Annotated in this window: 24 protein-coding genes; 7 read left to right on the top strand and 17 right to left on the bottom strand. The window is 59.8% G+C overall.

All coding sequences use genetic code 11. From position 1 onward, the window contains the following. Window positions 1-82: 82 nt before the first annotated feature. Window positions 83-874 carry a phosphate/phosphite/phosphonate ABC transporter substrate-binding protein gene (locus AC3WN7_RS23845; protein ID WP_102675620.1) on the bottom strand — a complete coding sequence of 264 codons (792 nt, stop codon included), beginning with the start codon at window positions 872-874 and terminating at the stop codon, window positions 83-85. Window positions 875-1014: 140 nt separating this feature from the next. Next, on the bottom strand, window positions 1015-1956 hold the full coding sequence (locus AC3WN7_RS23840) for a fatty acid desaturase (RefSeq protein WP_102675618.1): 942 nt from the start codon (window positions 1954-1956) through the stop codon (window positions 1015-1017). Between the two features lie 328 nt (window positions 1957-2284). Here AC3WN7_RS23840 and AC3WN7_RS23835 point away from each other — a divergent pair, with 328 nt between their 5' ends. Next, on the top strand, window positions 2285-2704 hold the full coding sequence (locus AC3WN7_RS23835) for a GNAT family N-acetyltransferase (RefSeq protein WP_102675619.1): 420 nt from the start codon (window positions 2285-2287) through the stop codon (window positions 2702-2704). A 123-nt stretch (window positions 2705-2827) separates the two neighbouring features. On the opposite strand, the gene def is transcribed toward AC3WN7_RS23835, so the two are convergent. From def to AC3WN7_RS23820, 3 genes are all read right to left on the bottom strand, one after another. Further along, window positions 2828-3367, bottom strand: coding sequence for a peptide deformylase (gene def, locus AC3WN7_RS23830; RefSeq protein ID WP_015096556.1), 540 nt, complete (start codon window positions 3365-3367; stop codon window positions 2828-2830). Window positions 3368-3369: 2 nt separating this feature from the next. Next, window positions 3370-4326, bottom strand: a complete 957-nt coding sequence (locus tag AC3WN7_RS23825; RefSeq protein ID WP_095967923.1) for a YihY/virulence factor BrkB family protein — start codon at window positions 4324-4326, stop codon at window positions 3370-3372. Window positions 4327-4502: 176 nt separating this feature from the next. Beyond that, a complete protein-coding gene (locus tag AC3WN7_RS23820; RefSeq protein ID WP_102675617.1) occupies window positions 4503-4694 on the bottom strand; it encodes a CsbD family protein in 192 nt (63 codons plus the stop codon). Between the two features lie 202 nt (window positions 4695-4896). Here AC3WN7_RS23820 and AC3WN7_RS23815 point away from each other — a divergent pair, with 202 nt between their 5' ends. Then, window positions 4897-5274 (top strand): hypothetical protein, encoded by a 378-nt coding sequence (locus tag AC3WN7_RS23815; RefSeq protein ID WP_008054262.1) that lies wholly within the window; start codon window positions 4897-4899, stop codon window positions 5272-5274. A gap of 209 nt (window positions 5275-5483) precedes the next feature. Here the strand turns inward: AC3WN7_RS23815 and fadD1 are convergent, their stop codons facing one another. Both fadD1 and fadD2 read right to left on the bottom strand, forming a co-directional pair. Continuing rightward, window positions 5484-7184 carry a long-chain-fatty-acid--CoA ligase FadD1 gene (gene fadD1, locus AC3WN7_RS23810; protein ID WP_102675616.1) on the bottom strand — a complete coding sequence of 567 codons (1701 nt, stop codon included), beginning with the start codon at window positions 7182-7184 and terminating at the stop codon, window positions 5484-5486. Between the two features lie 381 nt (window positions 7185-7565). Beyond that, on the bottom strand, window positions 7566-9254 hold the full coding sequence (gene fadD2, locus AC3WN7_RS23805; RefSeq protein ID WP_095967926.1) for a long-chain-fatty-acid--CoA ligase FadD2: 1689 nt from the start codon (window positions 9252-9254) through the stop codon (window positions 7566-7568). A 239-nt stretch (window positions 9255-9493) separates the two neighbouring features. Between fadD2 and AC3WN7_RS23800 the strand changes: the two genes are divergently transcribed. Together AC3WN7_RS23800 and AC3WN7_RS23795 are read left to right on the top strand one after the other, a co-directional pair. Next, complete coding sequence (locus tag AC3WN7_RS23800; RefSeq protein WP_102675615.1) at window positions 9494-10438, top strand: alpha/beta hydrolase; 945 nt, start codon at window positions 9494-9496, stop codon at window positions 10436-10438. Window positions 10439-10479: 41 nt separating this feature from the next. Continuing rightward, entirely contained in the window at window positions 10480-10950 is a 471-nt protein-coding gene (locus AC3WN7_RS23795) for a MaoC family dehydratase (RefSeq protein WP_095967928.1), read from the top strand. Window positions 10951-11096: 146 nt separating this feature from the next. Here the strand turns inward: AC3WN7_RS23795 and AC3WN7_RS23790 are convergent, their stop codons facing one another. Beyond that, window positions 11097-11564, bottom strand: a complete 468-nt coding sequence (locus AC3WN7_RS23790) for a ferritin-like domain-containing protein (RefSeq protein ID WP_095967929.1) — start codon at window positions 11562-11564, stop codon at window positions 11097-11099. A 202-nt stretch (window positions 11565-11766) separates the two neighbouring features. On the opposite strand from AC3WN7_RS23790, the gene AC3WN7_RS23785 reads away from it, so the two are divergent. Both AC3WN7_RS23785 and AC3WN7_RS23780 read left to right on the top strand, forming a co-directional pair. Beyond that, a complete protein-coding gene (locus tag AC3WN7_RS23785; RefSeq protein ID WP_003227425.1) occupies window positions 11767-12003 on the top strand; it encodes a DUF3820 family protein in 237 nt (78 codons plus the stop codon). 20 nt (window positions 12004-12023) lie between these two features. After that, window positions 12024-13205, top strand: coding sequence for an aminotransferase class V-fold PLP-dependent enzyme (locus AC3WN7_RS23780; protein WP_102675614.1), 1182 nt, complete (start codon window positions 12024-12026; stop codon window positions 13203-13205). A 314-nt stretch (window positions 13206-13519) separates the two neighbouring features. Here the strand turns inward: AC3WN7_RS23780 and AC3WN7_RS23775 are convergent, their stop codons facing one another. The 3 genes from AC3WN7_RS23775 to zwf are packed head-to-tail and all read right to left on the bottom strand — an operon-like array spanning window position 13520 to window position 16372. Then, window positions 13520-14185 carry a bifunctional 4-hydroxy-2-oxoglutarate aldolase/2-dehydro-3-deoxy-phosphogluconate aldolase gene (locus AC3WN7_RS23775; RefSeq protein WP_102675613.1) on the bottom strand — a complete coding sequence of 222 codons (666 nt, stop codon included), beginning with the start codon at window positions 14183-14185 and terminating at the stop codon, window positions 13520-13522. A gap of 17 nt (window positions 14186-14202) precedes the next feature. Next, complete coding sequence (gene pgl / locus AC3WN7_RS23770) at window positions 14203-14916, bottom strand: 6-phosphogluconolactonase (RefSeq protein WP_095967931.1); 714 nt, start codon at window positions 14914-14916, stop codon at window positions 14203-14205. Beyond that, complete coding sequence (gene zwf / locus AC3WN7_RS23765) at window positions 14903-16372, bottom strand: glucose-6-phosphate dehydrogenase (RefSeq protein ID WP_015096567.1); 1470 nt, start codon at window positions 16370-16372, stop codon at window positions 14903-14905. Before zwf ends, pgl begins: the two co-directional genes overlap by 14 nt. Before the next feature lie 228 nt (window positions 16373-16600). Between zwf and AC3WN7_RS23760 the strand changes: the two genes are divergently transcribed. Continuing rightward, window positions 16601-17461: a MurR/RpiR family transcriptional regulator gene (locus AC3WN7_RS23760; protein ID WP_170948639.1), complete on the top strand. Its 861-nt coding sequence runs from the start codon at window positions 16601-16603 to the stop codon at window positions 17459-17461. Between the two features lie 108 nt (window positions 17462-17569). On the opposite strand, the gene AC3WN7_RS23755 is transcribed toward AC3WN7_RS23760, so the two are convergent. The 6 genes from AC3WN7_RS23755 to AC3WN7_RS23730 form a co-directional block, all read right to left on the bottom strand. Beyond that, window positions 17570-18448, bottom strand: coding sequence for a D-hexose-6-phosphate mutarotase (locus AC3WN7_RS23755; protein ID WP_102675612.1), 879 nt, complete (start codon window positions 18446-18448; stop codon window positions 17570-17572). Window positions 18449-18562: 114 nt separating this feature from the next. Further along, window positions 18563-19909: a carbohydrate porin gene (locus tag AC3WN7_RS23750; protein ID WP_102675611.1), complete on the bottom strand. Its 1347-nt coding sequence runs from the start codon at window positions 19907-19909 to the stop codon at window positions 18563-18565. A 206-nt stretch (window positions 19910-20115) separates the two neighbouring features. Beyond that, a complete protein-coding gene (locus tag AC3WN7_RS23745; RefSeq protein WP_095967934.1) occupies window positions 20116-21276 on the bottom strand; it encodes an ABC transporter ATP-binding protein in 1161 nt (386 codons plus the stop codon). Between the two features lie 4 nt (window positions 21277-21280). Next, complete coding sequence (locus AC3WN7_RS23740; protein WP_095967935.1) at window positions 21281-22126, bottom strand: carbohydrate ABC transporter permease; 846 nt, start codon at window positions 22124-22126, stop codon at window positions 21281-21283. Beyond that, window positions 22119-23027: a carbohydrate ABC transporter permease gene (locus AC3WN7_RS23735; RefSeq protein ID WP_095967936.1), complete on the bottom strand. Its 909-nt coding sequence runs from the start codon at window positions 23025-23027 to the stop codon at window positions 22119-22121. Before AC3WN7_RS23735 ends, AC3WN7_RS23740 begins: the two co-directional genes overlap by 8 nt. Window positions 23028-23228: 201 nt before the next feature. Continuing rightward, window positions 23229-24527 (bottom strand): ABC transporter substrate-binding protein, encoded by a 1299-nt coding sequence (locus AC3WN7_RS23730; RefSeq protein ID WP_015096571.1) that lies wholly within the window; start codon window positions 24525-24527, stop codon window positions 23229-23231. Window positions 24528-24588 lie beyond the last annotated feature (61 nt).

Raw genomic sequence — 24588 nt, 5'->3', positions numbered from 1 at the left:
GCCCGCTCCCACAGGTACTCCGAAACCCTGTGGGAGCGGGCTTGCCCGCGAAAAATGGACCTGTCGACCCGACATTTGCGCCCTATCGCAAATCTCCATATCCCAGCATCTCGGCCTCACGCTGATAATCGAGCACAACCTGATAATCGCTTTCAGTGGCGGGCAGCACCTGCAGCAAACCGAGGATTTCGGCAACGTCAGGCAACTCGCGCAACGCCTGATTCATCGCCTGCAACAACGTTTCAGCCTGCTCATCGCTGACCGTTGCGGCAGTAATGAACGGTAACGCAGGACTTAGCGCACTGCGAGCAATCACGCGCAAACCGGTCACTTCCTCCTCGGCGTATCGGGCCAGACAGGCAAATGTCACGCTGTCGATGGCCGCCAGATCGGCAAGGTCCTCGCGCAACCAGCGCAGGCTTTCGCGATGACTGCCGCTGATGCCGAGCTCGGCAAAAAAACGCCCGTCACGCTGCAACGGCGCCAACCGGTGGCGCAGTAGATTCATGCCGCTGTTGGAGTCATGGCCATTGATCACGCCTCGACTGCCGCGAAAATCCGCCAGGGTCTGTCGCGGATCATCGACGCGCCCCAGGATCAGACTGCAGTGATTGCCGCCGCGGCTGTCCGGCAGCTCGTAACGCGGTCGCCCCAGCACCCGGACCTTGCCGCGCAAGGCCGTCATCAGCGGATAGCCGCAGGTTTGGGTGAGCAGCAAATGCGGCGACAACCACATCTCCATCAGTGACAGGCCTGCGGCATCGCCGCGGGTTTCGCCCAGGTGCTCGAGGATTCGCGCCAGCCAGCGTTCGTTGGCCTGGTGGATGGGTTCGGGGGCGGTGTACATCAGCAATTCGGCGATGTGTTGGGTCATCATCGTATCTCCATACCACGAAGTTCCCTGTGGGAGCGGGCTTGCTCGCGAAGGCGTCGTCTCTGCCAACATCGATGCTGAATGACACACCGCATTCGCGAGCAAGCCCGCTCCCACAGGGTTTGGAGGTGATCTACGCATCAGTAAAACGGATGCCTCGGGCTGTCGATGGCCTTTACGCCGTATTCACGCCACAGCTGCCCATAACCCCGCACCAAAAACCCGCCGCTACGCGCCAGCCATTGCTCGCGGCGGGCCCAATAGGCGCGGGGCAGGTCGTACCAGGGCAACCCCGGCAACTCATGGTGCACCAGATGGAAATTGAGGTTCAGGAACAACCAACGCCACGGCCACGCCGCTTCATTGAGCACGGTACGTTGCTCCGGCGCCGCGTGAGGTCGATGTTCATAGTAGGAGCGAATCATGGCGATCGACAGCGCTGGCACACTGATCAGGAACAGGTAATGCCACACCGGCAACACGCTGTAGCGCGCGATGAACAGCAGCATCAACAGAGTCAATGCGCCATGGCTGAGCCACATCAACCAGGCCTGGCGCTCGCCGCTTTTCAGGCGTTGCAGTTCTTCCCGGGCCAGCGTCATCAAGGCGATTGGCGCACCGAGCAGAAAGCGCCCGAGCACGGTTTTGTTCAACCAGTGCAGGCCTTGTTCGAACAACGAACTGCCCTGCCACTGCTCGGCATTCAGGTAACGGCTTTCCGGATCGCGACCGGGGATGGTCAGGTCTTCATCGCGGTGATGCAGCAAATGGCTGTCGCGATACAAGGTGTAGGGATACCAGACGGCAAACGGTGCGTAGCCAAGGGTTTTGTTCAACAGCGGCCAGCGGGTCGGATGACCGTGCAGCAGTTCGTGCTGCACCGACAGCCACACCACCACCACGGGAATCAGCAACAACGTGCTCAACCACAGGCCCAATGAATCACTGGCCAGAATAAGGGCGAACCAAGCGCTGTACACGCCAATCAACAGCAACCAGGTCGGCCACTCGGTGCGGGCGGTGAGGCGTTGGCGCAGGGTTTCGATTTCTTCTCGGTGGGCTGCATCGAAATAATGAGGCATGGCATTGCTCGGATCGGGGACCAATCCTCTTCTGTGCAACGACGCCCGGATTTCTTGCAGATTATTTGCAATGTGATCGCTCCCGCATTGCGCGGGAGCGATCGGTCAGCGCAGGCTCAATGCCCGAACACATTGACCTTTTTGGCTTTCTTGTCGGCGCGCTTTTCGATAGCGGTTTTCGCCGGCTTTTTCTTGTCTGCTTTCTTTGAATCCATACCTTTGGACATGATGCGTACTCCACTCATGGGGATGTGAGATCAGGTATACACCTATCCCGGCGCGCGTGTTCTTTTATAATCGCCGCTTTGCCCACCGACAGTCCGAGACCATGCCCGACACCCATTACACCCTGCTTGACGAGCCGTTATGGCCATTGATGAACAAGTTCTATCGCGCTCACCAATCGTCGATGAAAGCCGTGCGCGACGCACAGCTCTGGGTGGCCCGGCGTGACGGAATCGTGGCCGCACTGTGTTTGCGTCCGGTGTCCGGCGGGCATTGGCTGACCGGGTTGTTTGTCGATCCGCAGTGCCGGGAACAAGGGGTTGCCGCCGGGTTGATTGCGGCTGCGGTGAAGGATTGCGAACTGCCGGTGTGGTTGTTCTGTCATCCGGACTTGCGCGGGTTTTATGAGCGACACGGGTTTACGTTCGATCCGCCGATGCCTTATGCGATGGTTGAACGGTTGAGCCGGTATGCGCGCAGCAAGCCGATGATTGCGATGGGGTTGGCGCCTTCTCAAGCCTGACGAAGATCGAATGTGGGAGCGGGCTTGCTCGCGAAGGCGGTGGGTCAGTCAATTCAGTTGTTGAATATCAAGCCGTCTTCGCGAGCAAGCCCGCTCCCACATTGGTTTTGTGGTGGATCTGGATTAATCGTCGGCGTTGGGATCCAGGTCCGGGAACATCACCTCGGTGAAGCCGAACTTGCTGAAGTCGGTGATGCGCGACGGGTACAGGCGGCCGATCAGGTGGTCGCACTCATGTTGCACCACCCGTGCGTGGAACCCCGAAGCAACGCGCACAATGGGCTCGCCCTTGGGGTCGACACCTTCGTAGCGAATCTGCTGGTAACGCTGCACCGCGCCGCGCAGGCCGGGTACGGACAAACAGCCTTCGAAGCCCTCCTCCATGATCGGGCTCAGCGGTGTGATCAAGGGGTTGATCAGGATCGTCTGCGGCACGGCCTCGGCATCCGGATAACGTTCGCTGTGCTCGAAACCGAAGATCACCAGTTGCAGGTCGACGCCGATCTGCGGCGCCGCCAGGCCAACGCCCCCCACACTCTCCATGGTCTGGAACATGTCATCGATCAGTTGCCACAGCTCGGGGCTGTCGAACATCTCGGCCGGCACTGGCGGGGCAATGCGCAGCAGGCGCTCGTCGCCCATTTTCAGAATTTCACGAATCATGATCAGGTTTCATCAATGGTCGGTTTGATTGAGTGATCGCGGCCCAGGCCCGAGACGTGGTGTTTTTCCTCATGGACGGGACCATGCTCGCCAGCCACTTTTTCCCCAGGGTCCTTGCCCTCTCGCGACATGTGTTCGATCACCGCGTTCATCTCCGCGCCCAGCAGCAGCACCGCGGCGGAAATGTAGAAGTACAGCAACAGCACGATGATCGCACCGATACTGCCATACATGGCGTTGTAGTTGGCGAACTCCTTGACGTACAAACCAAAGCCCAGGGAGGCAATGATCCACACCACCACCGCCAGCACCGAGCCCGGTGTGATGAAGCGGAATTCCTGTTTGACGTCGGGCATGACGTAGTAGATCAGCGCCACCGCGACCATCAGCAGAATCACGATCACCGGCCAGCGCGCGATAGTCCAGAGCGTGACGATAAAGTACTCAAGGCCGACTTGCGCAGCGATCCAGCCCATCACCTGCGGCCCGAGCACCATCAGTGCGGCAGCGATCAGCAGCATGCCGGCAATGCCGACGGTGTAGATGATCGACAACGGAAAGCGTTTCCACAGCGGGCGCCCTTCAACCACGTCGTAGGCCGCGTTCATCGCGCTCATCATCAGCCGCACACCGGCGGAGGCGGTATACAGCGCAATCACGATACCCACCGAAAGCAAACCACCCTTGGACTGCTGAAGCTGGTCGATCACCGGGTTGACCTGTTCCAGCGCCTGGGGCGGCAGCACCAGTTCCGATTGCAGGCGCAGCCAGGAGAAGAAGTCCGGCAGGTGCAGGAAGCCGATCAGGGCAATCAGGAACAGGATGAACGGAAACAGCGAAAACAGCATTTGATAGGCCAGCGCCGAGGCATAGGTCGACATCTCGTCGGCGATGAACTCGGTGACCGTGCGCATCATCACACGGTGCAGAGGCAGGCCTCTCATGTCCGGAAAAATCATTCGCGTCTCCATTCGCCGCATACGGAATTGGGTTGAAGTCGTGGCGACTCAGGGGCCGTTTTCTACATCAAATCAGCCTGTTTCGCGACTTTGAAACATTTTCCTCCCTCAAGTTCAGGCTGACACAAAAACGGCCATCTGAGGATGGCCGCTTCATAACTTTATTAAAGGCCGGATCACGCCTTGTCGATGCCTTTTTTCAGTGCATCCTTGGCTTTACCAACCGCCTGCTGGGCTTCGCCTTTCTTTTCCTGCATCACGCCTTCGGCGCGCAATTTGTCGTTACCGGTGGCCTTGCCCACCCCTTGCTTGACGTTGCCAGCGGCTTCATTGGCCATGCCTTTGACTTTATCGGTTGTGCTGCTCATGGTGATTCTCCTGTGAACGTTTCATTCGGAGGAAAAGTCGTTACACAAGGTTGACCGGGGGCTTTTGCAGGGAGTTTCATTTATTTTCATCACGACATTTCATCGTTCAGTGCAGGTTGCGCTTTATGTTTGCGGGCCAACCCCCGAGAATGCGCAACACGTTCAGGCCATGGCGCTGAAGATCCAATCCCGTAGGAATGTTATGAAACTCGATAAAAAGCAGGCCATTGCCCGCAGAAACCAGGAACTCGGCGGTGCTGTGCTTGGCGTCAACAACTGCCACTTCGCCGAATTGAACCGTAATCGCAACATCTGGTGGTTCGACCTCCCGGTGACGCGCCTGGCAATCGGTCAGTACGAGTGGATCCACCTGCTGATGCACACGCCGGCCACCGACGAGCTGCTGCACCTGAAAGTGCCGACCGTGTTCCTGCGCGAGAAACTCGAAGGGCTGGTGGTGCGCAATGAAGGCAAGCGCAAGGCTGCATTGAGCCTGGAACTGAGCGCCGACAAGGACTCCTTCCTGCAAGACATGCGCCCGGCGGGCACCAACGTCAACTTCGCGCCGTTTCGCCAATAATTCACAGAACTTTGTGGCGAGGGGGCTTGCCCCCGTTGGGCTGCGAAGCGGCCCCAAAACCCGCAACTGAGATTTGTCAGACACACCGAGTTGATCTGATTTGCGACGGCTGCGCCGCCGAACGGGGGCAAGCCCCCTCGCCACAAAAGCCCCCTGCCCCCAAGATTGGCCTCAACAAAAAGCCCCGCATCCGCGGGGCTTTTTGTCGATTACGCGGTGGCTTTCTTCGCGTTGATCTTCTTCAGCTCTTCATCGCGCAATTCACGACGCAGGATCTTGCCGACGTTGGTGGTCGGCAGTGCATCGCGGAACTCCACGGAGCGCGGGACCTTGTAGCCGGTGACGTTGGCGCGCATGTGCTCCATCACCTGCTCCTTGGTCAGGGTCACGCCTGGCTTGGCGACGATGAAAATCTTGATCGCTTCGCCCGATTTCTCGTCCGGCACACCGATGGCCGCGCATTGCAGCACGCCCGGCAGGGTCGCCAGCACGTCTTCGAGCTCGTTCGGGTACACGTTGAAACCGGACACCAGGATCATGTCTTTCTTGCGATCGACAATGCGCATGTAGCCGTCAGGCTGGATCAGCGCGATGTCACCGGTCTTCAACCAGCCTTCGCTGTCGAGGATTTCATCGGTGGCTTCCTGGCGCTGCCAGTAACCCTTCATGACCTGCGGCCCCTTCACGCACAGTTCACCGATTTCGCCCATCGGTTGTTCGACACCGGCATCGTTGATGATTTTGCACAGGGTCGACGGCACCGGAATGCCGATGGTGCCGATCTGGATGTTCTGGATCGGGTTGACCGTGGCCACCGGGCTGGTTTCGGTCATGCCGTAGCCTTCGCAGATGGCGCAACCGGTGACCGCCTTCCAGCGTTCGGCCGCGGCCAGTTGCAGGGCCATGCCGCCCGACAAGGTGACTTTCAGCGCGGAGAAGTCCAGTTTGCGGAAGCCTTCGTTGTTGCACAGGGCCACGAACAGTGTGTTCAAACCGACGAAGCCGCTGAACTTCCACTTCGACAGTTCCTTGACCATCGCCGGCAGGTCACGCGGGTTACTGATCAGGATGTTGTGGTTGCCGATCAGCATCATCGCCATGCAGTGAAAAGTGAACGCATAGATGTGGTACAGCGGCAGCGGCGTGATCAGGATCTCGCAACCTTCATTGAGGTTGGACCCCATCAGCGCCTTGCACTGCAGCATGTTCGCCACCAGGTTGCGGTGGGTCAGCATCGCGCCCTTGGCCACGCCGGTGGTGCCGCCGGTGTATTGCAGCACAGCGACATCGCTGCTGGCCGGATTGGCTTCCGCCACTGGCTGGCCCTGGCCTTTGCTCAGCACGTCGTTGAACTTGACGGCTTTTGGCAAGTGATAGGCCGGCACCATCTTCTTCACGTACTTGATGACGCTGTTGATCAGCAGGCGCTTGAGCGGCGGCAGCAGGTCGGCGACTTCGGTGACGATCACGTGCTTGACGCCAGTTTTCGGCACCACGGCTTCAGCCAGGTGCGCCATGTTGGCGAGGCAGACCAGAGCCTTGGCACCGGAGTCGTTGAATTGGTGTTCCATCTCCCGCGCGGTGTACAGCGGGTTGGTGTTGACCACGATCAGCCCGGCGCGGATGGCGCCGAAGACGGCAACCGGGTACTGCAACACGTTGGGCAGTTGCACGGCGATTCGATCGCCAGGCTGCAAATCGGTATGCTGTTGCAGATAAGCGGCAAACGCACCGGACAATTCGTACAGTTCACCGTAGGTGAGTGTCTTGCCCAGGTTGCTGAATGCCGGCTTGTTGGCGAAGCGTTGGCAGGATTGCTTCAACACTGCCTGAATATTCGGATACTCGTCTGGATTGATCTCAGCAGCAATCCCAGCTGGGTACTTATCCTTCCAAAAGTCTTCGATCATGGAAGCCCACTCCTCAGCAACGCGAATTCAGCACCGCATTTGATGCGATTATTATTGGTGTTTGGTCATTGGTGAATCTGGCTGATAGAAGGCCGAGAAGTCACAAAGCGCGCCGAGAGTAGCAGCTTTGCCAAGGGTCGACTAGAGCCAAAAGCGGCCTCTACGGTCACATTTGTGACTCAAGACTAGTGATTGGTCATTTTAGAGCAAAAATTCTATACCTCCCTGAAAGCCCCGAAAATCGGGGCTTCCGCGCTAAAACTGTAGGAGCGAGCTTGCTCGCGAAAAACGTCCGGACGACGCGATCATACAAACAGGGCGCGTTATCGTTGACGTCCATCGCGAGCAAGCTCGCTCCTACAGGGATCGGCCATTCACCGATCAGGCGATATCACGCAACTCCCGCCGCAGGATCTTGCCCACCGGCGTCATCGGCAGCGACTCACGCAGCACGATGTGCTTCGGTACTTTATACGCCGTGAAGTTCTCCTTGCAGTACGCCTTCAGCTCTTCAAGGCTGACGCCCGCTTCACGGGCCACCACGAACAGCTTCACCGCCTCCCCCGACCGTTCGTCAGGCACACCGATGACCGCACAGTTGGCGACGTTCGGGTGAGCCATCACCACGTCTTCGATTTCGTTCGGGTACACGTTGAAACCCGAGACAATGATCATGTCCTTCTTGCGGTCAACGATGCGCACGAAACCGTCCGGGTCGATCACCGCAATGTCACCGGACTTGAACCAGCCCTCGGCATCCAGCACTTCGGCCGTGGCTTCAGGTTTCTGCCAGTAGCCCTTCATGATCTGCGGGCCCTTGATGCACAACTCGCCGCGCTCACCCAAAGGTTGTTCGACGCCGTCATCGCTGATGACTTTCAGCGTGGTGCCCGGCACCGGCAGGCCGACCGTGCCGATCCGGGACTGCTCGCCATAGGGGTTGGTACACGCCACCGGCGAGGTTTCGGTCAGGCCGTAACCTTCGGTGATGCGGCAACCGGTCAGTTGTTCCCAGCGCTCGGCCGTAGCCTTGACCAGCGCAGTGCCACCGGAGTTGGTGAGCTTGAGGCTGGAGAAGTCCAGGGTCTTGAAATCCGGGTGATCCATCAGCGCAACGAACAGTGTGTTGAGCCCCAGCAGCGCCGAGAACCGCCAGTTCTTCAGTTCCTTGATGAAGCCGGCGATGTCCCGTGGATTGGTGATCAGCACGTTGTGGTTGCCCGTCACCATCATGCACATGCAGTTCGCCGTGAAGGCATAGATGTGGTACAGCGGCAGCGGCGCGATCATCACCTCCTGGCCTTCACGCAGCAGCGGCTGGCCGTCGCTGGCCGACTGGCTGAGGCAGGCCCGTGCCTGCTGCATGTTCGCCACCAGGTTGCCGTGGGTCAGCATCGCGCCCTTGGCCAGGCCGGTGGTGCCACCGGTGTATTGCAGCACGGCGATGTCGTCGAGGCCGACCTTCAGCGGCTTGATGCCCAGGCCACGGCCCATGCGCAATGCGCTCTTGAAAGAGACGGCCTGGGGCAAGGAATAGTCCGGGACCATCTTCTTGACCTTGCTCACCACGGTGTTGACCAGCCAACCCTTGGCGGTGGGCATCAGGTCACCCATCTTCGCTTCGATCAGGTACTGGATGTCGGTATCGGGGAGCACTTCCTGGACTTTCTGGCCGAACATGTTCAGGTACACCAGCGCCCGGGCACCGGAATCCTTGAACTGGTGACGCATTTCCCGCGCGGTGTACAACGGGTTGGTGTTGACCACGATCAACCCGGCGCGCAAGGCGCCGAACACGGCAATGGGGTAATGCAGGACGTTGGGCATCTGCACCGCGATGCGGTCACCCGGCACCAGGTCGGTGTGGGCTTGCAGGTAGCCGGCGAAAGCAGCGCTCTGGCGTTCCAGTTCGGCGTAGGTCAGGGTCACGCCCATGTTGCTGAACGCAGGGCGGTCAGCAAACTTCTTGCAGGAACGCTCGAACACCTCGATCACCGACTTGTAGGTTCCCAGATCGATATCCAGGGGTACGCCGGCCGGGCGTTTGTCATTCCAGAAATCAGGTTGCATTGTTCTTGTCCTCTTTACCTGAATCTATCCGGGGCCGCTTTTCTGTCATTTCTCCCTGATCCCTCAAAGGCTGAAAGCGAAAAGCGGAGCTTCACGGACACTAGCAGCTATGGCGATTCAGGCAAATATGCGCAAAGCCGTCATTGATCGTGTGAATCTTCCAGCCTTGCTGTGGGCTGATCAGACGCATGCAGCGGGATGCGCTATACAATGCAACGACTCAGTGCAAAGGAACCGCCATGATCCATGACACTTTCTGGCTGACCACGAGCGACCACAGCCGCCTCTTCGTCAACCAGTGGCTACCCGACGGCAGCCTCAAGGCAATGATTATGCTGGCCCATGGCATGGCCGAACACAGCGGCCGTTATGGAGCCCTTGCGGAAAAACTCTGTGATCAGGGCTACGGTGTGTGTGCGCCGGACCTGCGTGGACATGGCAAAACTGCCGAAAACGGGACCCTGGGGCATTTCGCCGATGACGATGGCTGGTGCAAGGTCGTCAGCGACCTGGCGTGCCTCAACCAGCACATCGGCCAGCAGCACCCTGGCACACCGATCGTGCTGCTCGGTCACAGCATGGGCAGTTACATCGCCCAGGCCTATCTGCTGCACCACAGTGCCAGCCTGCACGGGGCCATCCTCAGCGGCTCGAACTTCCAGCCCGTGGCGCTTTATCGCGCGGCACGGCAAATCGCCCGTTTCGAACGCCTGCGCCAGGGCGGCAAAGGACGCAGCGCATTGATCGAATGGCTGTCGTTCGGTTCGTTCAACAACAAATTCAAACCTGCACGCACGCCGTTCGACTGGCTCAGCCGTGATCCGGCGCAGGTCGACCTGTACGTCAACGACCCGCTCTGCGGTTTCCGCTGCACCAATCAACTGTGGATCGATTTGCTCGGTGGCTTGCAGCAAATCAGCAAAGCGTCCAATCTCGCCCAGATCGACCCGGGCCTGCCGCTGCTGGTGATTGGCGGTGAATGTGATCCGGTGAGCGAAGGCAAACGTCTCAAGGATCTGGCCGACGCGTTGCGGGCGGCCGGCAGCCAGCACCTGCAACTGACCGTTTACCCGCAGGCCCGGCACGAACTGTTCAACGAGAGCAACCGCGATGAAATCGTCGCCGATGTGCTGAACTGGATCGCCCAGGCCTTGAGCACCCCTCGGCCGCACCGAGCCGAATAGTTTTTTGTGGATTTTTTAATTCGTCACAGGAATTGAGACAGATGACCCAGGTTACCAACACCCCTTACGAAGCCCTCGAAGTGGGCCAGACCGCCAGCTTCAGCAAGACGGTCGAAGAGCGTGACATCCAGTTGTTCGCCGCGATGTCCGGCGATCACAACCCGGTGCACCTGGATGCCGAATACGCCGCCAGCACCATGTTCAAGGAGCGCATCGCCCACGGCATGTTCAGCGGTGCGTTGATCAGCGCGGCGGTCGCCTGCGAATTGCCTGGGCCGGGGACCATCTATATCGGTCAGACAATGAGCTTTCAGAAACCGGTGAAGATCGGCGACACCCTGACCGTGCGCCTGGAAATTCTGGAAAAGCTGCCGAAGTTTCGCGTACGCATTGCCACTCGTGTGTTCAATCAGCGTGATGAACTGGTGGTGGATGGCGAAGCGGAAATCCTCGCGCCACGCAAGCAACAGAGCGTGACGCTGACGGAGCTGCCGGCGATCAGCATCGGCTGATTGACGTGGGGTAAAAACAAACCTTGTGGGAGCGGCGGTGCGACGATTCGACTTGCTCGCGAAGGCGGCGTGTCAGTCACTATTAATGGTGACTGACACGCCGCCTTCGCGAGCAAGCCCGCTCCCACAGGTTTTATCGATTTGCCTTACGAACGCGCACGTGCCTGGTTACGCAGGGCCTTGACCTGATCGTGATTGCGTTGCGCACCATGGTACTGGCGCTCAACCAGGTCACGAATGCCCACCAGGTTGTGCTTGTTGATTTTCTCCATGGCATCCCGATAAGCCTTCAATGCATGGTCTTCACCGCGCTCGGCTTCATTGAGCACGGCCTCCTCGCCTTTGCCGGTGAACATCGACTTCACGTCGACCCAGCGACGGTGCAGGTCACCGCTGACGCTGGTGGAAGTTTCCGGATCGCCACCCATCGAACGCACCGCGGACTGCAACTCAGCAGCAGCCGTCGCACAATCGGTCGAACGCTTGATAAACAGGGTTTTGAGTTCGGGGTGCTTGATGTCTTCAGCGCAAGTCTTGAACCCGGCCTGACCGTCCTTGCTGGTTTCAATCAGGTCATTGAGTACAGAAATCGCTTCTTTATTCATGTCAGTCATTTTTCAATTCCTTCGGTTGATGAACGATGCAATGAGTACTGCACCCTGCATGCCAGCTCGGAATCGCTTAACTAATCGTTATTTTTCAAACAGTTATCTGTTAACAAAAAATCTGTATCCGCTTTATTTGCATGATCTGTCATTTGGCCTGCATGCAGAATGCCTGTATTTTCCAGACTGACTGAATCAAGACGACCGATCGATGAATCCTGAAAAGCTCGAACTGCTGATCACCCGTGAAATGCCCTTCGGCAAATACAAGGGTCGAATCATTGCCGACCTGCCCGGCCCTTACCTGAACTGGTTCGCCCGGGAGGGTTTCCCTCACGGCGAATTGGGCGGCCTGCTGGCCCTGATGCAGGAAATCGATCACAACGGTTTGTCGGACTTGCTCGAACCGCTGCGCGCCAAACACGGCAAACCGGCCCCGCGTCACTGAATCACCTACCGAGCCCCCTCATGCCTGACAACACCCGCCGCGCCCGTGATGAAGCCTTCTGGCAAACCTTTGCCGACCGCTACGATGTCGAACCCGGCCCGCTCAACCTGGAGAACGGTTACTTCGGTCGCATGTCGCGCACGGTCGTCGAGGAGTACCAACGCAACATCGAGCTGATCAATCGCAGCAATTCGGTGTACGTACGCCAGCGCTTCGAACAGGGCGACAGCCTGAAGATCCGCGCGCAACTGGCCAGGTTGACAGGCGTCCCCGGCGACAGCATCGCCCTGACCCGCAACGCGTCGGAAGGCTTGCAGTCGCTGATCCGCAACTACAACCGGCTGCAGCCCGGCGATCAGGTACTGGTTTGCGATCTGGAATACGACACGGTCAAAGGCGCCATGCGCTGGCTGGCGCGTAATCGCGGCGTTGAAGTGATCGAAATCGAGCACGCACACCCGGCCACCTTCGACAGCCTGCTGAACACCTACCGCGAAACCTTCGCACGGCACCCACGGCTGAAGCTGATGGCCCTGACCCACGTCACCCACCGCACGGGTCTGGTGATGCCGGTGCAGGCGATTGCGGCCGCTGCAAAGGAACATGGCATCGACGTCATCCTCGACGGTGCCCATGCCCTCGGCCAACTCGAATTTGACCTGACCGAACTGGGCATCGCCTTCGCCGGCTACAACCTGCACAAGTGGATCGGTGCACCGCTGACGCTCGGCTATATCTACATCGCCCCCGAACGCCTGGCCGACATCGACCCGGACATGGGCGAGATGCACTTCCCGCCCACTGACACCCGCGCCCGAACCTCATACAGCACCCCCAACATCCCGGCGCTGCTGACCCTGCCGCTGGTGCTCGAAGAACATTGGGCGATGGGAGGAGCCGCGGCCAAGGGCGCGCGGCTCAATTATCTGCGCAACCTGTGGGTGCGCGAAGTTCGCGAACTTCCGGGCATCGAGGTGTTGACCCCGGATGATCCACGGCTGTATTGCGGCATCACCTCGATGCGCTTTACCCAACAGGCCGATCAACAGGTGATGGTCGAAAGGCTGCTCAACGACTACAACCTGTTCACCGTGGTGCGCAGTGGCGCGGCTTGCGGGCCGTGCATCCGCGTGACACCGGGATTGACCAGCACTGCCGACCATATGCAGCAGTTGATCATCGCGCTGAAAGAACTGCGCTGAACACTCACCATTGTGGGAGCGAGCTTGCTCGCGATGGTCGTGAACGATAACGGGTGAAACCTGATGCCCAGTGTCGCCCTCGGGTTTTTCGCGAGCAGGCTCGCTCCTACAAGGGTTAGCGCCGAACCTGTGGGAGCGATGGCGTCGTGTCATTCAACACCCATGCAAACTGTCACACCGTCATCGCGAGCAAGCTCGCTCCCACAGGGGGTATGAGCCGATCCAGGCCATTTTTTTCAGGCAAAAAAAAACGGTGCACCGACCAAGCGCACCGTAAAGCCGTAGAACACACAACGAAGTGTAGGGTGAAGCGATCAGTCCAGCAGCGCCAGGGCCTCGGCGGTGCATTCCTGAATGCGGGACCAGTCGCCGTTCTTGATCCACTCCGGATCAAGCATCCAGCTACCGCCCACGCACATGACGTTTTTCAGCGCCATGTAGCTCTTGATGTTGGCCGGGCCCACGCCGCCGGTCGGGCAGAATTTCACTTCGCCGAACGGGCCGCCCAACGCCTTGATGGCCGCAACGCCACCGCTGACTTCGGCCGGGAACAGCTTGAAGCGGCGGTAACCCAGACCGTAGCCTTCCATGATGCCCGAGGCATTGCTGATGCCTGGCAACAGTGGAATCGGGCTGGCGACGCTGGCTTCCAGCAAGTCGCGGGTGATGCCCGGCGTGACGATGAACTGCGAGCCTGCCGCTTCCGCCGCCGCCAGCATCTGGCGATCCAGTACGGTGCCGGCACCGGTCACCAGCTCCGGACGCTGCTCGCGCAGAATCTGGATGGCCTTGAGGCCGAATTGCGAACGCAGGGTCACTTCCAGGGCCGTCAGGCCACCGGCCGCGAGCGCGTCGGCCAGCGGCAGGACGTCCTGCTCGCGGGCGATGGTGATCACCGGCAGGATCCGTGCTTTCGCGCAGAGGCTGTCGATCAGGGCAACTTTTTCCGCCATGGAAACGGTCGGGGATGGGTTTGTCATAGCGGCTGTTCCTTGGCTCATGGGCACCAGAAAATCTCTAACGTGGGTTGCAGAAATGCGCGCACCGGCATTGCGGCGACATCGTCGCCGGCCAGTGCGGTACTCAGGGTGGTCAGCTTGGACTGACCGGAAATCGATAGAACCTTGTGTTTGGCCGAGGCCAGCAGCGCGCGGCTCATGGTCAGGCGCTGATGCGGCACGGTCGGCGCCAGCATCGGCCAGCAACGACGGACGCCATCGGCCTGCAATGCCTCGGCAAGGTTCGGGCTGTTGGGGAACAGCGACGCGGTGTGGCCGTCATCGCCCATGCCGAGGATCAGCACGTCGATCACCGGCAGTTCGGACAGCAAGCGGTCGGCCTGCTCCGCCGCCTGTTCAAGGTTGGCGCTGGCGCTGTACAGGCTCAGGAACTGCGCCTTGGCCGCCGGACCTTGCAACAGATAACGCTTGATCAGGCCCGCGTTGCTGTCGGCGTGCTCCACCGGCACCCAGCGCTCGTCGGCCAGGCTGACCACCACGTTCGACCAGTCCAGGGACTGCCTGGCCAGGTGCTGGAAAAACGCCACCGGACTACGGCCACCGGAGACCACCAGGGTCGCAGTGCCCTGGGCGTCGATCGCGTCGCTCAGCTTTTTCGCCACACTCAGTGCCAGGCTTTCAGCCAGCAGCACCGGGCTCTTGAACCCATGGGCGCTGACGCCCTGCGGCAGTTTCAAATCAGATATCGCCATACCACGACCTCCCATCCCGCGTGATCAGAGCAATGGAGCTCATCGGCCCCCAGGACCCGGCCGCGTACGGCTTGGGCGCATCACCGGACTTTTTCCACCCGGCGATCAACTGGTCACACCACTTCCACGCGGCTTCGATTTCATCTTTACGGACAAACAGGTTCTGATTGCCGCGCATCACTTCCAGCAACAACCGCTCGTAGGCATCGGGAATCCGTGCGCTGCTCCAGGTGTCGGAAAAATTCAGCTGCAACGGACCGCTGCGCAGCTGCATGCCTTTGTCCAGGCCTTGGTCCTTGGTCATCACACGCAAGGAAATGCCTTCGTCCGGTTGCAGGCGGATAATCAGCTTGTTGCTGATTTGCAGGCGCTGCTCGGGAGCGAAGATGTAGTGCGACGGTTCCTTGAAATGGATGACGATCTGCGACAGCTTCTGCGGCATGCGCTTGCCGGTACGCAGGTAAAACGGCACGCCGGCCCAGCGCCAGTTGCGGATGTCGGCACGCAGGGCGACAAAGGTTTCGGTATCGCTCTGGGTGTTGGAATTGGGTTCTTCCAGGTACCCCGGCACCGCTTTGCCTTCGCTGTAGCCGGCGATGTACTGGCCGCGCACCACCTGGGTGGTCAGGCCTTCCGGGCTGATCGGCGCCAGGGCCTTGAGCACCTTGACCTTCTCGTCACGGATGCTGTCGGCGGACAGGTCGGCCGGCGGGTCCATGGCGATCAGGCAGAGCAGTTGCAGCAGGTGGTTCTGGATCATGTCGCGCAGCTGGCCGGCCTTGTCGAAGTACCCCCAGCGGCCTTCGATACCGACCTTCTCGGCCACGGTGATTTCCACGTGGGAGATGTAGTTCTGGTTCCACTGGGTTTCGAACAGGCTGTTGGCGAAACGCAGGGCGATCAGGTTCTGGACGGTCTCTTTGCCCAGGTAGTGGTCGATGCGGTAGGTGCGGTTCTCCGGGAAGAACTGCGCCACGGCGTCGTTGACCTTGCGCGAGGATTCCAGGTCCGAACCGATGGGCTTTTCCAGCACCACACGGGTGTTTTGCACCAGGCCGACCTTGGCCAGGTTCTCACAGATCGCGCCGTAGACGGCGGCCGGCGTGGCGAAGTAGGCAATGACCCGTTGCGTGGTACCGGCCACCTCGGCCAGGGCCACATAATCTTCGGACTTGAGGAAATCGACGTGCAGGTAGCTCAGGCGCGCCAGAAAACGCTCGACCACGGCTTCGTCCAGCTCTTTGGCACCGACATAGCGGCGCAGCTCGGAGGCGATGAACGTCAGGTGTTCCTGCTCGCTGCCCGGCTCACGGGCCAGCGCGATGATTCGCGTGTCCTCGTGCAACAGGCCGGCGCCGTCGAGTTGATAAAGGGCAGGAAACAGCTTGCGCAAGGCCAGATCGCCAAGGGCGCCGAACAAGGCAAAGGTGCACGGTTCAACCGTAATCGAGAGCATGATGTTTGTTCTTTTATCAAGTTAAGCTACAAATACCTTTTTTCAAGGCATCACTCAAGGGAAAATGTAGTAATAACCACAACATTTTCGCAAAATACAGATTCCGAGTGGTGGTCGGTCGGAGCCATCAGTAGGATAGGCCACCGTCATGGGCCTCACCAAAGGCCCTTTTTGCATTAGCCGCGCGCTTATCCGCGCCGGTGAATCAAGGATACTTATATGGACCGCGTGCGAAATTTACTGGAGCAGATCCAGAATCGCCTTGAAGAGCTGAACAAGGCCGAACGCAAAGTCGCCGAGGTGATCCTGCTCAACCCGCAGCAGGCCACCCGCTTCAGCATCGCCGCCCTCGCCCAGGCCGCCTCGGTCAGCGAACCGACGGTCAACCGTTTCTGCCGTTCGTTCGGCGTCAGCGGCTACCCCGAGCTCAAGCTGCAACTGGCCCAAAGCCTGGCCAGTGGCGCCGCGTACGTCAGCCGCGCGGTGGAGGCCGATGACAATCCGGAGGCCTATACCCAGAAGATCTTCGGCAGCGCCATCGCCTCGCTGGACAGCGCCTGCCAGGCACTGGACCCGAACCTGATCAGCCGCGCCGTCGACCTGCTGATCCAGGCCCGGCAGATCCACTTCTTCGGCCTCGGCGCCTCGGCCCCAGTGGCACTGGATGCGCAGCACAAGTTCTTCCGCTTCAACCTCGCCGTCACGGCCCACGCGGATGTGTTGATGCAGCGCATGATTGCCTCGGTGGCCCATACCGGCGAACTGTTCGTGATCATTTCCTACACCGGGCGCACCCGCGAACTGGTGGAAGTGGCGCGTATCGCCCGGGAAAACGGCGCCTCGGTGCTGGGCCTGACCGCCGAGAACTCGCCGCTGGCCAAGGCCAGCACCCTGAGCCTGAACATTCCGCTGCCGGAAGACACCGACATCTACATGCCGATGACGTCGCGGATCATCCAGCTGACCGTGCTGGACGTGCTCGCCACTGGCATGACGTTGCGCCGGGGCGTGGATTTCCAGCCGCATTTGCGCAAGATCAAGGAGAGCCTGAATGCCAGCCGGTATCCGGTGGGTGACGAGTTCAACTGACCGATCCTGAATCTTGGTTGCTTGAAAGGACGCCTTCGCGAGCAAGCCCGCTCCCACATTTGGAATGCATTCCCTCTGTGGGAGCGGGCTTGCTCGCGAAGGGGCCAGTCAAGACACCGCAAGATCCTGAATTCCCCCCCCCACCCGCGCCTGCAAACTCAGATGCGCCCGCTCCCCAGGTTTCAGACACAGGCTGTCGGTGCCCCCGCTTGCTGCCTCTACGCAAACGAATTCGGATATCTCGTTCCAGGTCACGCCGAGCAACGGCCGCGAACCGGGATGCCACACCACCGTGTCGGCCGTTTCGCCCGTGTCGATGCACAACGCCCGCTGCCAGGCGTGGTCGTTGAGCTGTAATTCGCCATCATGCTGGAACACCCGCTGGCAACCGCCGTCCACGCGCAACTCGCCTTCCTGCTGACACACCTGTCGGCTCAACTGGTCATAACCCTGCGCTCCTTCGAGCCCAGACAGCGCTATCTCACTGACATCGCCAATACGCCAGTAAGCATGCAAAGCCTGGCTCATCTGGCACGGCATGTCGTCCTGATGCTCGGTGCTCAGGCGCAAGTCCATGCGCTCACCCAGATGGGCGTGCAGATCCACTTGCCAGTCACACAACTTCAGCTGCCAGTGCAACCGCACGCCTTCGTCGTCACTGCTGCTGTCGAGCAGCTTCCAGTCGAGCAGTCGCGCCCAGCCATGGGACGGCCAGGCGTTTTCGCTCGGATGCCGGCCATACCAGGGCCAACATACCGGCACACCACCGCGAATGGCCCCGACCTGCGGCCACTTTGCCGCGCACCATAGCCAGGGCTTTTGCCCCTTGGGCTGGAAGTGCAACAACTGCGCGCCCTGCCGACTGAACACCGCCTGACACAGCGGATGATCGATCACCAGCACGTCGCGCATCTGATAGCGCTCCCACGCGAAAACCGGACGTTCGCGCAAGGATTTGAAGAAGCGTTGTAGCGGATGCTCAAGCATGTGCCACGGTCCTGAAAATCATCTGTCACCGGGGTGCGCGGCCCGCAAAAAAAAGCGGACAGCCATGGCTGTCCGCAAATATGCGCACATGGAGGGAAGCTTATCGCAGACGCGTTAGAACACCGACTGAATTTTCAGGCCGGCCACCAGCGCGTTGTCGACTTCATCCACACCACCCGGGTGAGTGACGTATTGCAGGTTGGGACGTACGGTCAGCCAGTTGGTCACGTGGAAGCCGTAGTTGATCTCGTAGTTGTATTCGGTTTCACGAATGGGCGAAAACAGCGGATTGTCGTATTCCGAAACACCGTTGGCCACGTTGGTCAGTTCAGCGTTTTTCTTCACGTCATCGTTGACATGGATACGGGCGAAACCGATGCCCACGTCATCCTTGGGACGCGCGTCGAACGGGCCCTTGTACACGAACATCAGCGACTGGTAGTTGTCGATGAAGTTGGTGTCCTTGTCGTGGAAGGTGGCGTTGGCCGCGATGTTCAGACCACGGGATGCATCGCCATTGTGGCTGGTGAGTTGCTGCTGCGCGACGAACCAGTAGCCGTGCTTGCTATCGTGGACGCGATAAGGGTTGCCGGTGGTCGCGGCATCCTGGCCGTTGTCGTCCTTGAGAACGTCGTCGGCATTGGCGGTACTTTTGTAGTAACCGACACGGTATTCGCCCGGCAGGTTGTTGACCTTCGGCGACCAGACCAGCTCGACCGGCAGGACGGTGCCATTGGTGCCACTGCCGCTGAGCTTGAAGCCGTTACCGTGCTCCAGTTGCGACGTGTTCTGGTTGTACGCGCCGATCTGGGCGTAGAGCTCGTCATTGATGTGGTACTTCACGCGGATCGCCGCCTGGCTGACCGGCCAGTTGTACCAGATGTTGGTGGCCCAGTTACCGACCTGGGATCCGCAGAACGCCAGGTTCTGGAATTCGCACGGGAAGGTGTTGAAGTCTTCACCTTCACCGAAGTAACCGGCCTTGACGTCCAGCTTGTTGTCGAAGAACTGGTGCTGAATCCACAACTGGGTCAGACGCACCATGTGGCCACGACCGTAGACTTCCTGGGAGGAACTCAAGGTGCCGGCACGCGGGTCGCCGATACGGTCGTTGGAGATGTTCTCGCCGTTACGGTTGGTGAGCTGGATCTTGGCCTGGGTGTTGTCCCAGCCGAACAGTTTTTCCAGGTCCAGCGCCGCGCCCAGGCCAAACTGGTCGGCGTAGCGCGCGGTCTTGTCATCGTTGAAGCCGCCATGCAGGTTGCCGCCGACTTCACCGACGTAGTCCATCTTGATGTCGATGCCTTGCTCGATCAGCCTGGTACGCTCGCCACCCCAATCGCCCGTCATCCACCTGGAGTCGGAGCTGAACGCTTCATCGGCCATCGCATTGCCGGCCAGAACCAGTGCTGCCGCTGCTGAAACCTGGCAGATCAACCGGGCCTTGTTCTTCATCTTCATCCCTACTTCCTCGTTTTATTGTTATTAACTTTTCTTTTTTTAACGCGGTTACATCCGGTGCAATGCGCGACAGGCCGCGCATTGCGAATCCCCCCCTGTAGGAGCGAGCTTGCTCGCGAGAAACCTGAGAACACCGTGGGGTGTCAGGTTTCCAGTGTCATCGTTGACGTCCATCGCGAGCAGGCTCGCTCCTACAGGTTTGTTCTTCAGCGGCCTTTGAATTGGGCAACGTTGGCGCTGTGCGCTTCGGTTTTCGGCACGCCTGCGACCCCCAGTCGCTCACCCGTTTTCGCATCGAACAGCAGCACTTTCGCCGGATCGAATTGCAGGGTCAGGGTCTCCCCCACCGCCGGTGCCACGTCCGGCGCCAGGCGGCAGCAGACCTTGGTGTCGTTGAGGTTGACGAAGACCAGGGTGTCCGGCCCGGTCGGTTCGGTGACCTGGACTTCGGCACGAATGGTCGGCAAACCGTTCGCTTCACCGTTGGCCAGAATGATCTGTTCAGGGCGCATGCCGAGGATCACTTCGCGATCTTCGAGACCTGCGTCCTGCATGCCCAGCGGCAGCTCGCAACGGGCCTGGCCGCTGTCGAGCAGCGCCAGCAGGCGACCGTCCTTGCGCTGCAGGCGCAGCGGAATGAAGTTCATCGGCGGCGAACCGATGAAGCTCGCCACGAAGAGGTTGGCCGGGTTGTTGTAGATGTCCTTCGGTGTACCGAACTGCTGGATGATCCCGTCCTTCATTACCGCCACCTTATCGCCCAGGGTCATGGCTTCGATCTGGTCGTGGGTCACGTAGACCGTGGTGGTTTTCAGGCGCTGGTGCATCAGTTTCATTTCGGTGCGCATCTCGACCCGCAGCTTGGCGTCGAGGTTGGACAGCGGCTCGTCGAACAGGTAAATCTTCGGCCGCCGCGCCAGGGCACGGCCCATCGCCACACGCTGTTGTTGACCACCGGAGAGCTGGCCGGGCTTGCGGCTGAGCAGGTGTTCGATCTGCAACAGCTTGGAAACCCGAGCAACTTCTTCGTCGATTTCCGCGGTCGGCATTTTGCGGATCTTCAGGCCGAAGGCGATGTTGTCGCGCACGCTCATGGTCGGGTACAGCGCGTAGGACTGGAACACCATGGCGATGTCACGATCCTTGGGGCTCATGCCACTGATGTCGGCGTCATCCACCAGGATCGCGCCGCCACTGATGGTTTCCAGCCCGGCGATGCAGTTCATCAGCGTGGATTTACCGCAGCCCGACGGGCCGACCAGGATCAGGAACTCACCGTCATCGATTTTCAGTTCGATGTTTTTCAGGGTGTCCGGCAAGCCGGGGCCGTAGGTCTTGTTGACGTTGCGTAATTCGAGAGTTGCCATCTTTCTACCCCTTGACCGCGCCGGACGTCAGCCCACGCAGGAAATACTTGCCAGCGAATATGTAGACCAGCAGTGTCGGCAGCCCGGCGATCATCGCGGCGGCCATATCAACGTTGTATTCCTTGGCCCCGGTGCTGGTGTTGACCAGGTTGTTCAGGGCCACGGTAATTGGCTGGGCATCGCCGCTGGCGAAGACCACGCCGAACAGGAAGTCGTTCCAGATCTGGGTGAACTGCCAGATCAGGCAGACCATCACGATCGGGATCGACATCGGCAGCAGGATTTTCAGGAAGATCGTGAAGAAGCCTGCGCCATCGAGCCTTGCGGCCTTGACCAACGCATCCGGAATGCTCACGTAGTAGTTGCGGAAGAACAGCGTGGTGAACGCCAGGCCGTAGACCACGTGCACCAGCACCAGGCCGGTGGTGGTGTTGGCCAGGCCGAATTTGCCGAGAGTGAACGAGGCCGGCAGCAGCACGGTCTGGAACGGCAGGAAGCAGCCGAACAGCAACAGGCCGAAGAACAACTGCGAGCCACGGAAGCGCCACATCGACAGCACGTAGCCGTTCATCGCGCCGATGAAGGTCGAGATCAGCACCGCCGGCACGGTGATCTTCACCGAGTTCCAGAAGTAGCCGCCGACCACGTCCCAGGCCTTGACCCAGCCGATGCCGTCGATCACGGTCGGCCAGCTCAGCAGGTTGCCGGTGCGGATGTCTTCCGGGGATTTGAAGCTGGTCAGCAGCATCACCACCAGCGGGATCAGGTACACCGCCGCTGCCAACAGCAGGGTGGCGTAGATCGCGATGCGGCTGAAACTGATGCCCGATTTTCCGAGTTGATTAGTCATGGCGTTTGCCTCGCAGCTCGGAGTACAGGTACGGCACGAGGATGGTCAGCACGGCACCCAGCATCAGCATGGCGCTGGCCGAACCAATGCCCATCTGGCCACGGCTGAAGGTGAAGGAATACATGAACATCGCCGGCAGGTCGGATGAATAACCCGGGCCGCCCGCGGTCATCGCCGCGACCAGGTCGAAGCTCTTGATCGCGATGTGCGCCAGGATCATGAAGGCACTGAAGAACACCGGACGCAGGCTCGGCAGGACGATCTTCAGGTAGATGGTCGGCAGACTCGCCCCGTCGACTTGCGCGGCGCGGATGATCGACTGATCGACACCGCGCAGGCCGGCCAGGAACATCGCCATGACAAACCCGGAGGCTTGCCACACGGCGGCGATCACCAGGCAGTAGACCACGCGATCCTGATCCACCAGCCAGTCGAGACGGAAGCCTTCCCAGCCCCAGTCACGCAGCATCTTGTCCATGCCCAGGCCAGGGTTGAGCAGCCATTTCCAGGCGGTACCAGTGACGATCATCGACAGCGCCATCGGGTACAGGTAGACGGTGCGGATGAAGCCTTCCTTGCGAATGCGCTGGTCCAGCAGCACGGCGAGGAACACGCCCAGCACCAGGCTGATGCCGATGAACATGCCGCCGAACACCGCGAGGTTCTTGCTCGCGACCCACCAGCGGTCGTTGTCCATCAGGCGCATGTATTGCTGCAGACCGACCCACTTGTAGCTCGGCATGAAGCTGGAGTTAGTGAAGGACAGAATGAACGTCCAGATGATGTAACCGTAGAAGCCAACCAACACGATCAGCATGCTCGGCGCGAGTACCAGTTTGGGTAGCCAGCGTTGCAGCGCATCGAACGGTGAGGCTTTGCTGAAAACCGCCACAGAGCTCATCGGGATAATCCAGGTGGAGAAGTGAAATCCGGACAGAGTTCCCCCCTGTAGGAGCGAGCTTGCTCGCGATGGAATCAAGAACACCGGGTTCTGTCTGGATGAGCGCGGTGTCTGGTAGTCCATCGCGAGCAAGCTCGCTCCTACAATTGGGGCGGAGCTCTCTCTGGGGTTTGCCGCAGGATTACCTGCGGCGATTACGAGTTACTGGGCGGCTTTGACAGCCGAAGCCAGTTGGGCGCTGGCCTTGGCCGGGTCAGCGTTCTTGTCGTTCATGAAGTTGGTGACCACGTCGAAGATCGCGCCCTGCACGGCCAGGGAGGTGGCCATGTTGTGCGCCATGCTCGGTTGCAGGCCGCCAGTCTTGTCGTCCGCAATGAAGTCCTTCGCCGACTTCTGGGCGCACTCGTCGAAGCCGAGCTTGTCCATTTCGCCCAGCATGTCGTTACGCACCGGGATCGAACCCTTGTTCATGCTGAAGACTTTCTGGAAGTCGGTGCCCAAGGCGACCTTGGCCAGGTCTTGCTGGGCAGCGATGTCACCCTTGCGATCAGCCTTGAGCTTGAACACGGCCAGGGAGTCGATGTTGTAGGTGAAGGCCTTTTCAGTGCCCGGGAACGCTACGCACAGGTAGTCCTTGCCCGCGACTTTCCCGGCCGCCGTCCACTCGCTTTTCGCCCAGTCGCCCATCATCTGCATGCCGGCCTTGCCGTTGATGACTTCAGCGGCAGCGATGTTCCAGTCACGACCGGCGCGGTTCGGGTCCATGTAGGTGGTGATCTTTTTCAGCTCGGCGAACGACTGGGTCATTTCCGGGCCGGACAGGGTTTTCTGATCCAGGTCGACCAGGGCTTTCTTGTAGCCGTCGACGCCCATGACCGAGAGCACCACGTCTTCAAACACGGTGCTGTCCTGCCAAGGCTGACCGCCGTGGGCGAGCGCAATGAAGCCTGCGGCTTTGAGCTTGTCGCCGGCGGCATAGAATTCTTCGAGGGTGGTCGGGGCTTTTTCGATCCCGGCTTTCTTGAACACTTGCGGGTTGATCCACAGCCAGTTGACGCGGTGGATATTCACCGGCACGGCAACGTAATCACCTTCGTACTTCACGGTGTCGGAGACTTTCTTCGACAGCAGGCCATCCCAGTTTTCCGCCTTGGAAACGTCTTTCAACGCGTCGGTGCTGAGCAGGCCGGTGCTGCCCCACTCCTGGATGTCCGGCCCCTTGATCTGCGCAACGCCTGGCGGGTTGCCGGCTACGGCGCGACTCTTGAGTACGGTCATGGCTGTGGAACCGCCGCCACCGGCGACTGCGCCGTCCTTCCAGGTGAAGCCGTCTTTTTCGACTTGAGCCTTCAGGACATCGACCGCTGCTTTTTCACCACCGGAGGTCCACCAGTGAACGACTTCAACGGAACCTTTGGATTCGGCGGCCAGGACACTGAGGGGGAGCGCAGACAGGGAAGCGAGAGAAATGACAGTAGCGAGGCGAGAAATCGCATTCATCTAGGAGCACCTTTCTTGTTGTTATGCATGCAAGTCTGTTGCTTGCGCTGCATAAGATTCT

This window comes from Pseudomonas sp. FW305-70 (genome assembly GCF_058783925.1).
The sequence above is the reverse complement of the archived record's forward strand: the minus strand, read 5'-3'. Positions and strand labels throughout refer to the sequence as shown.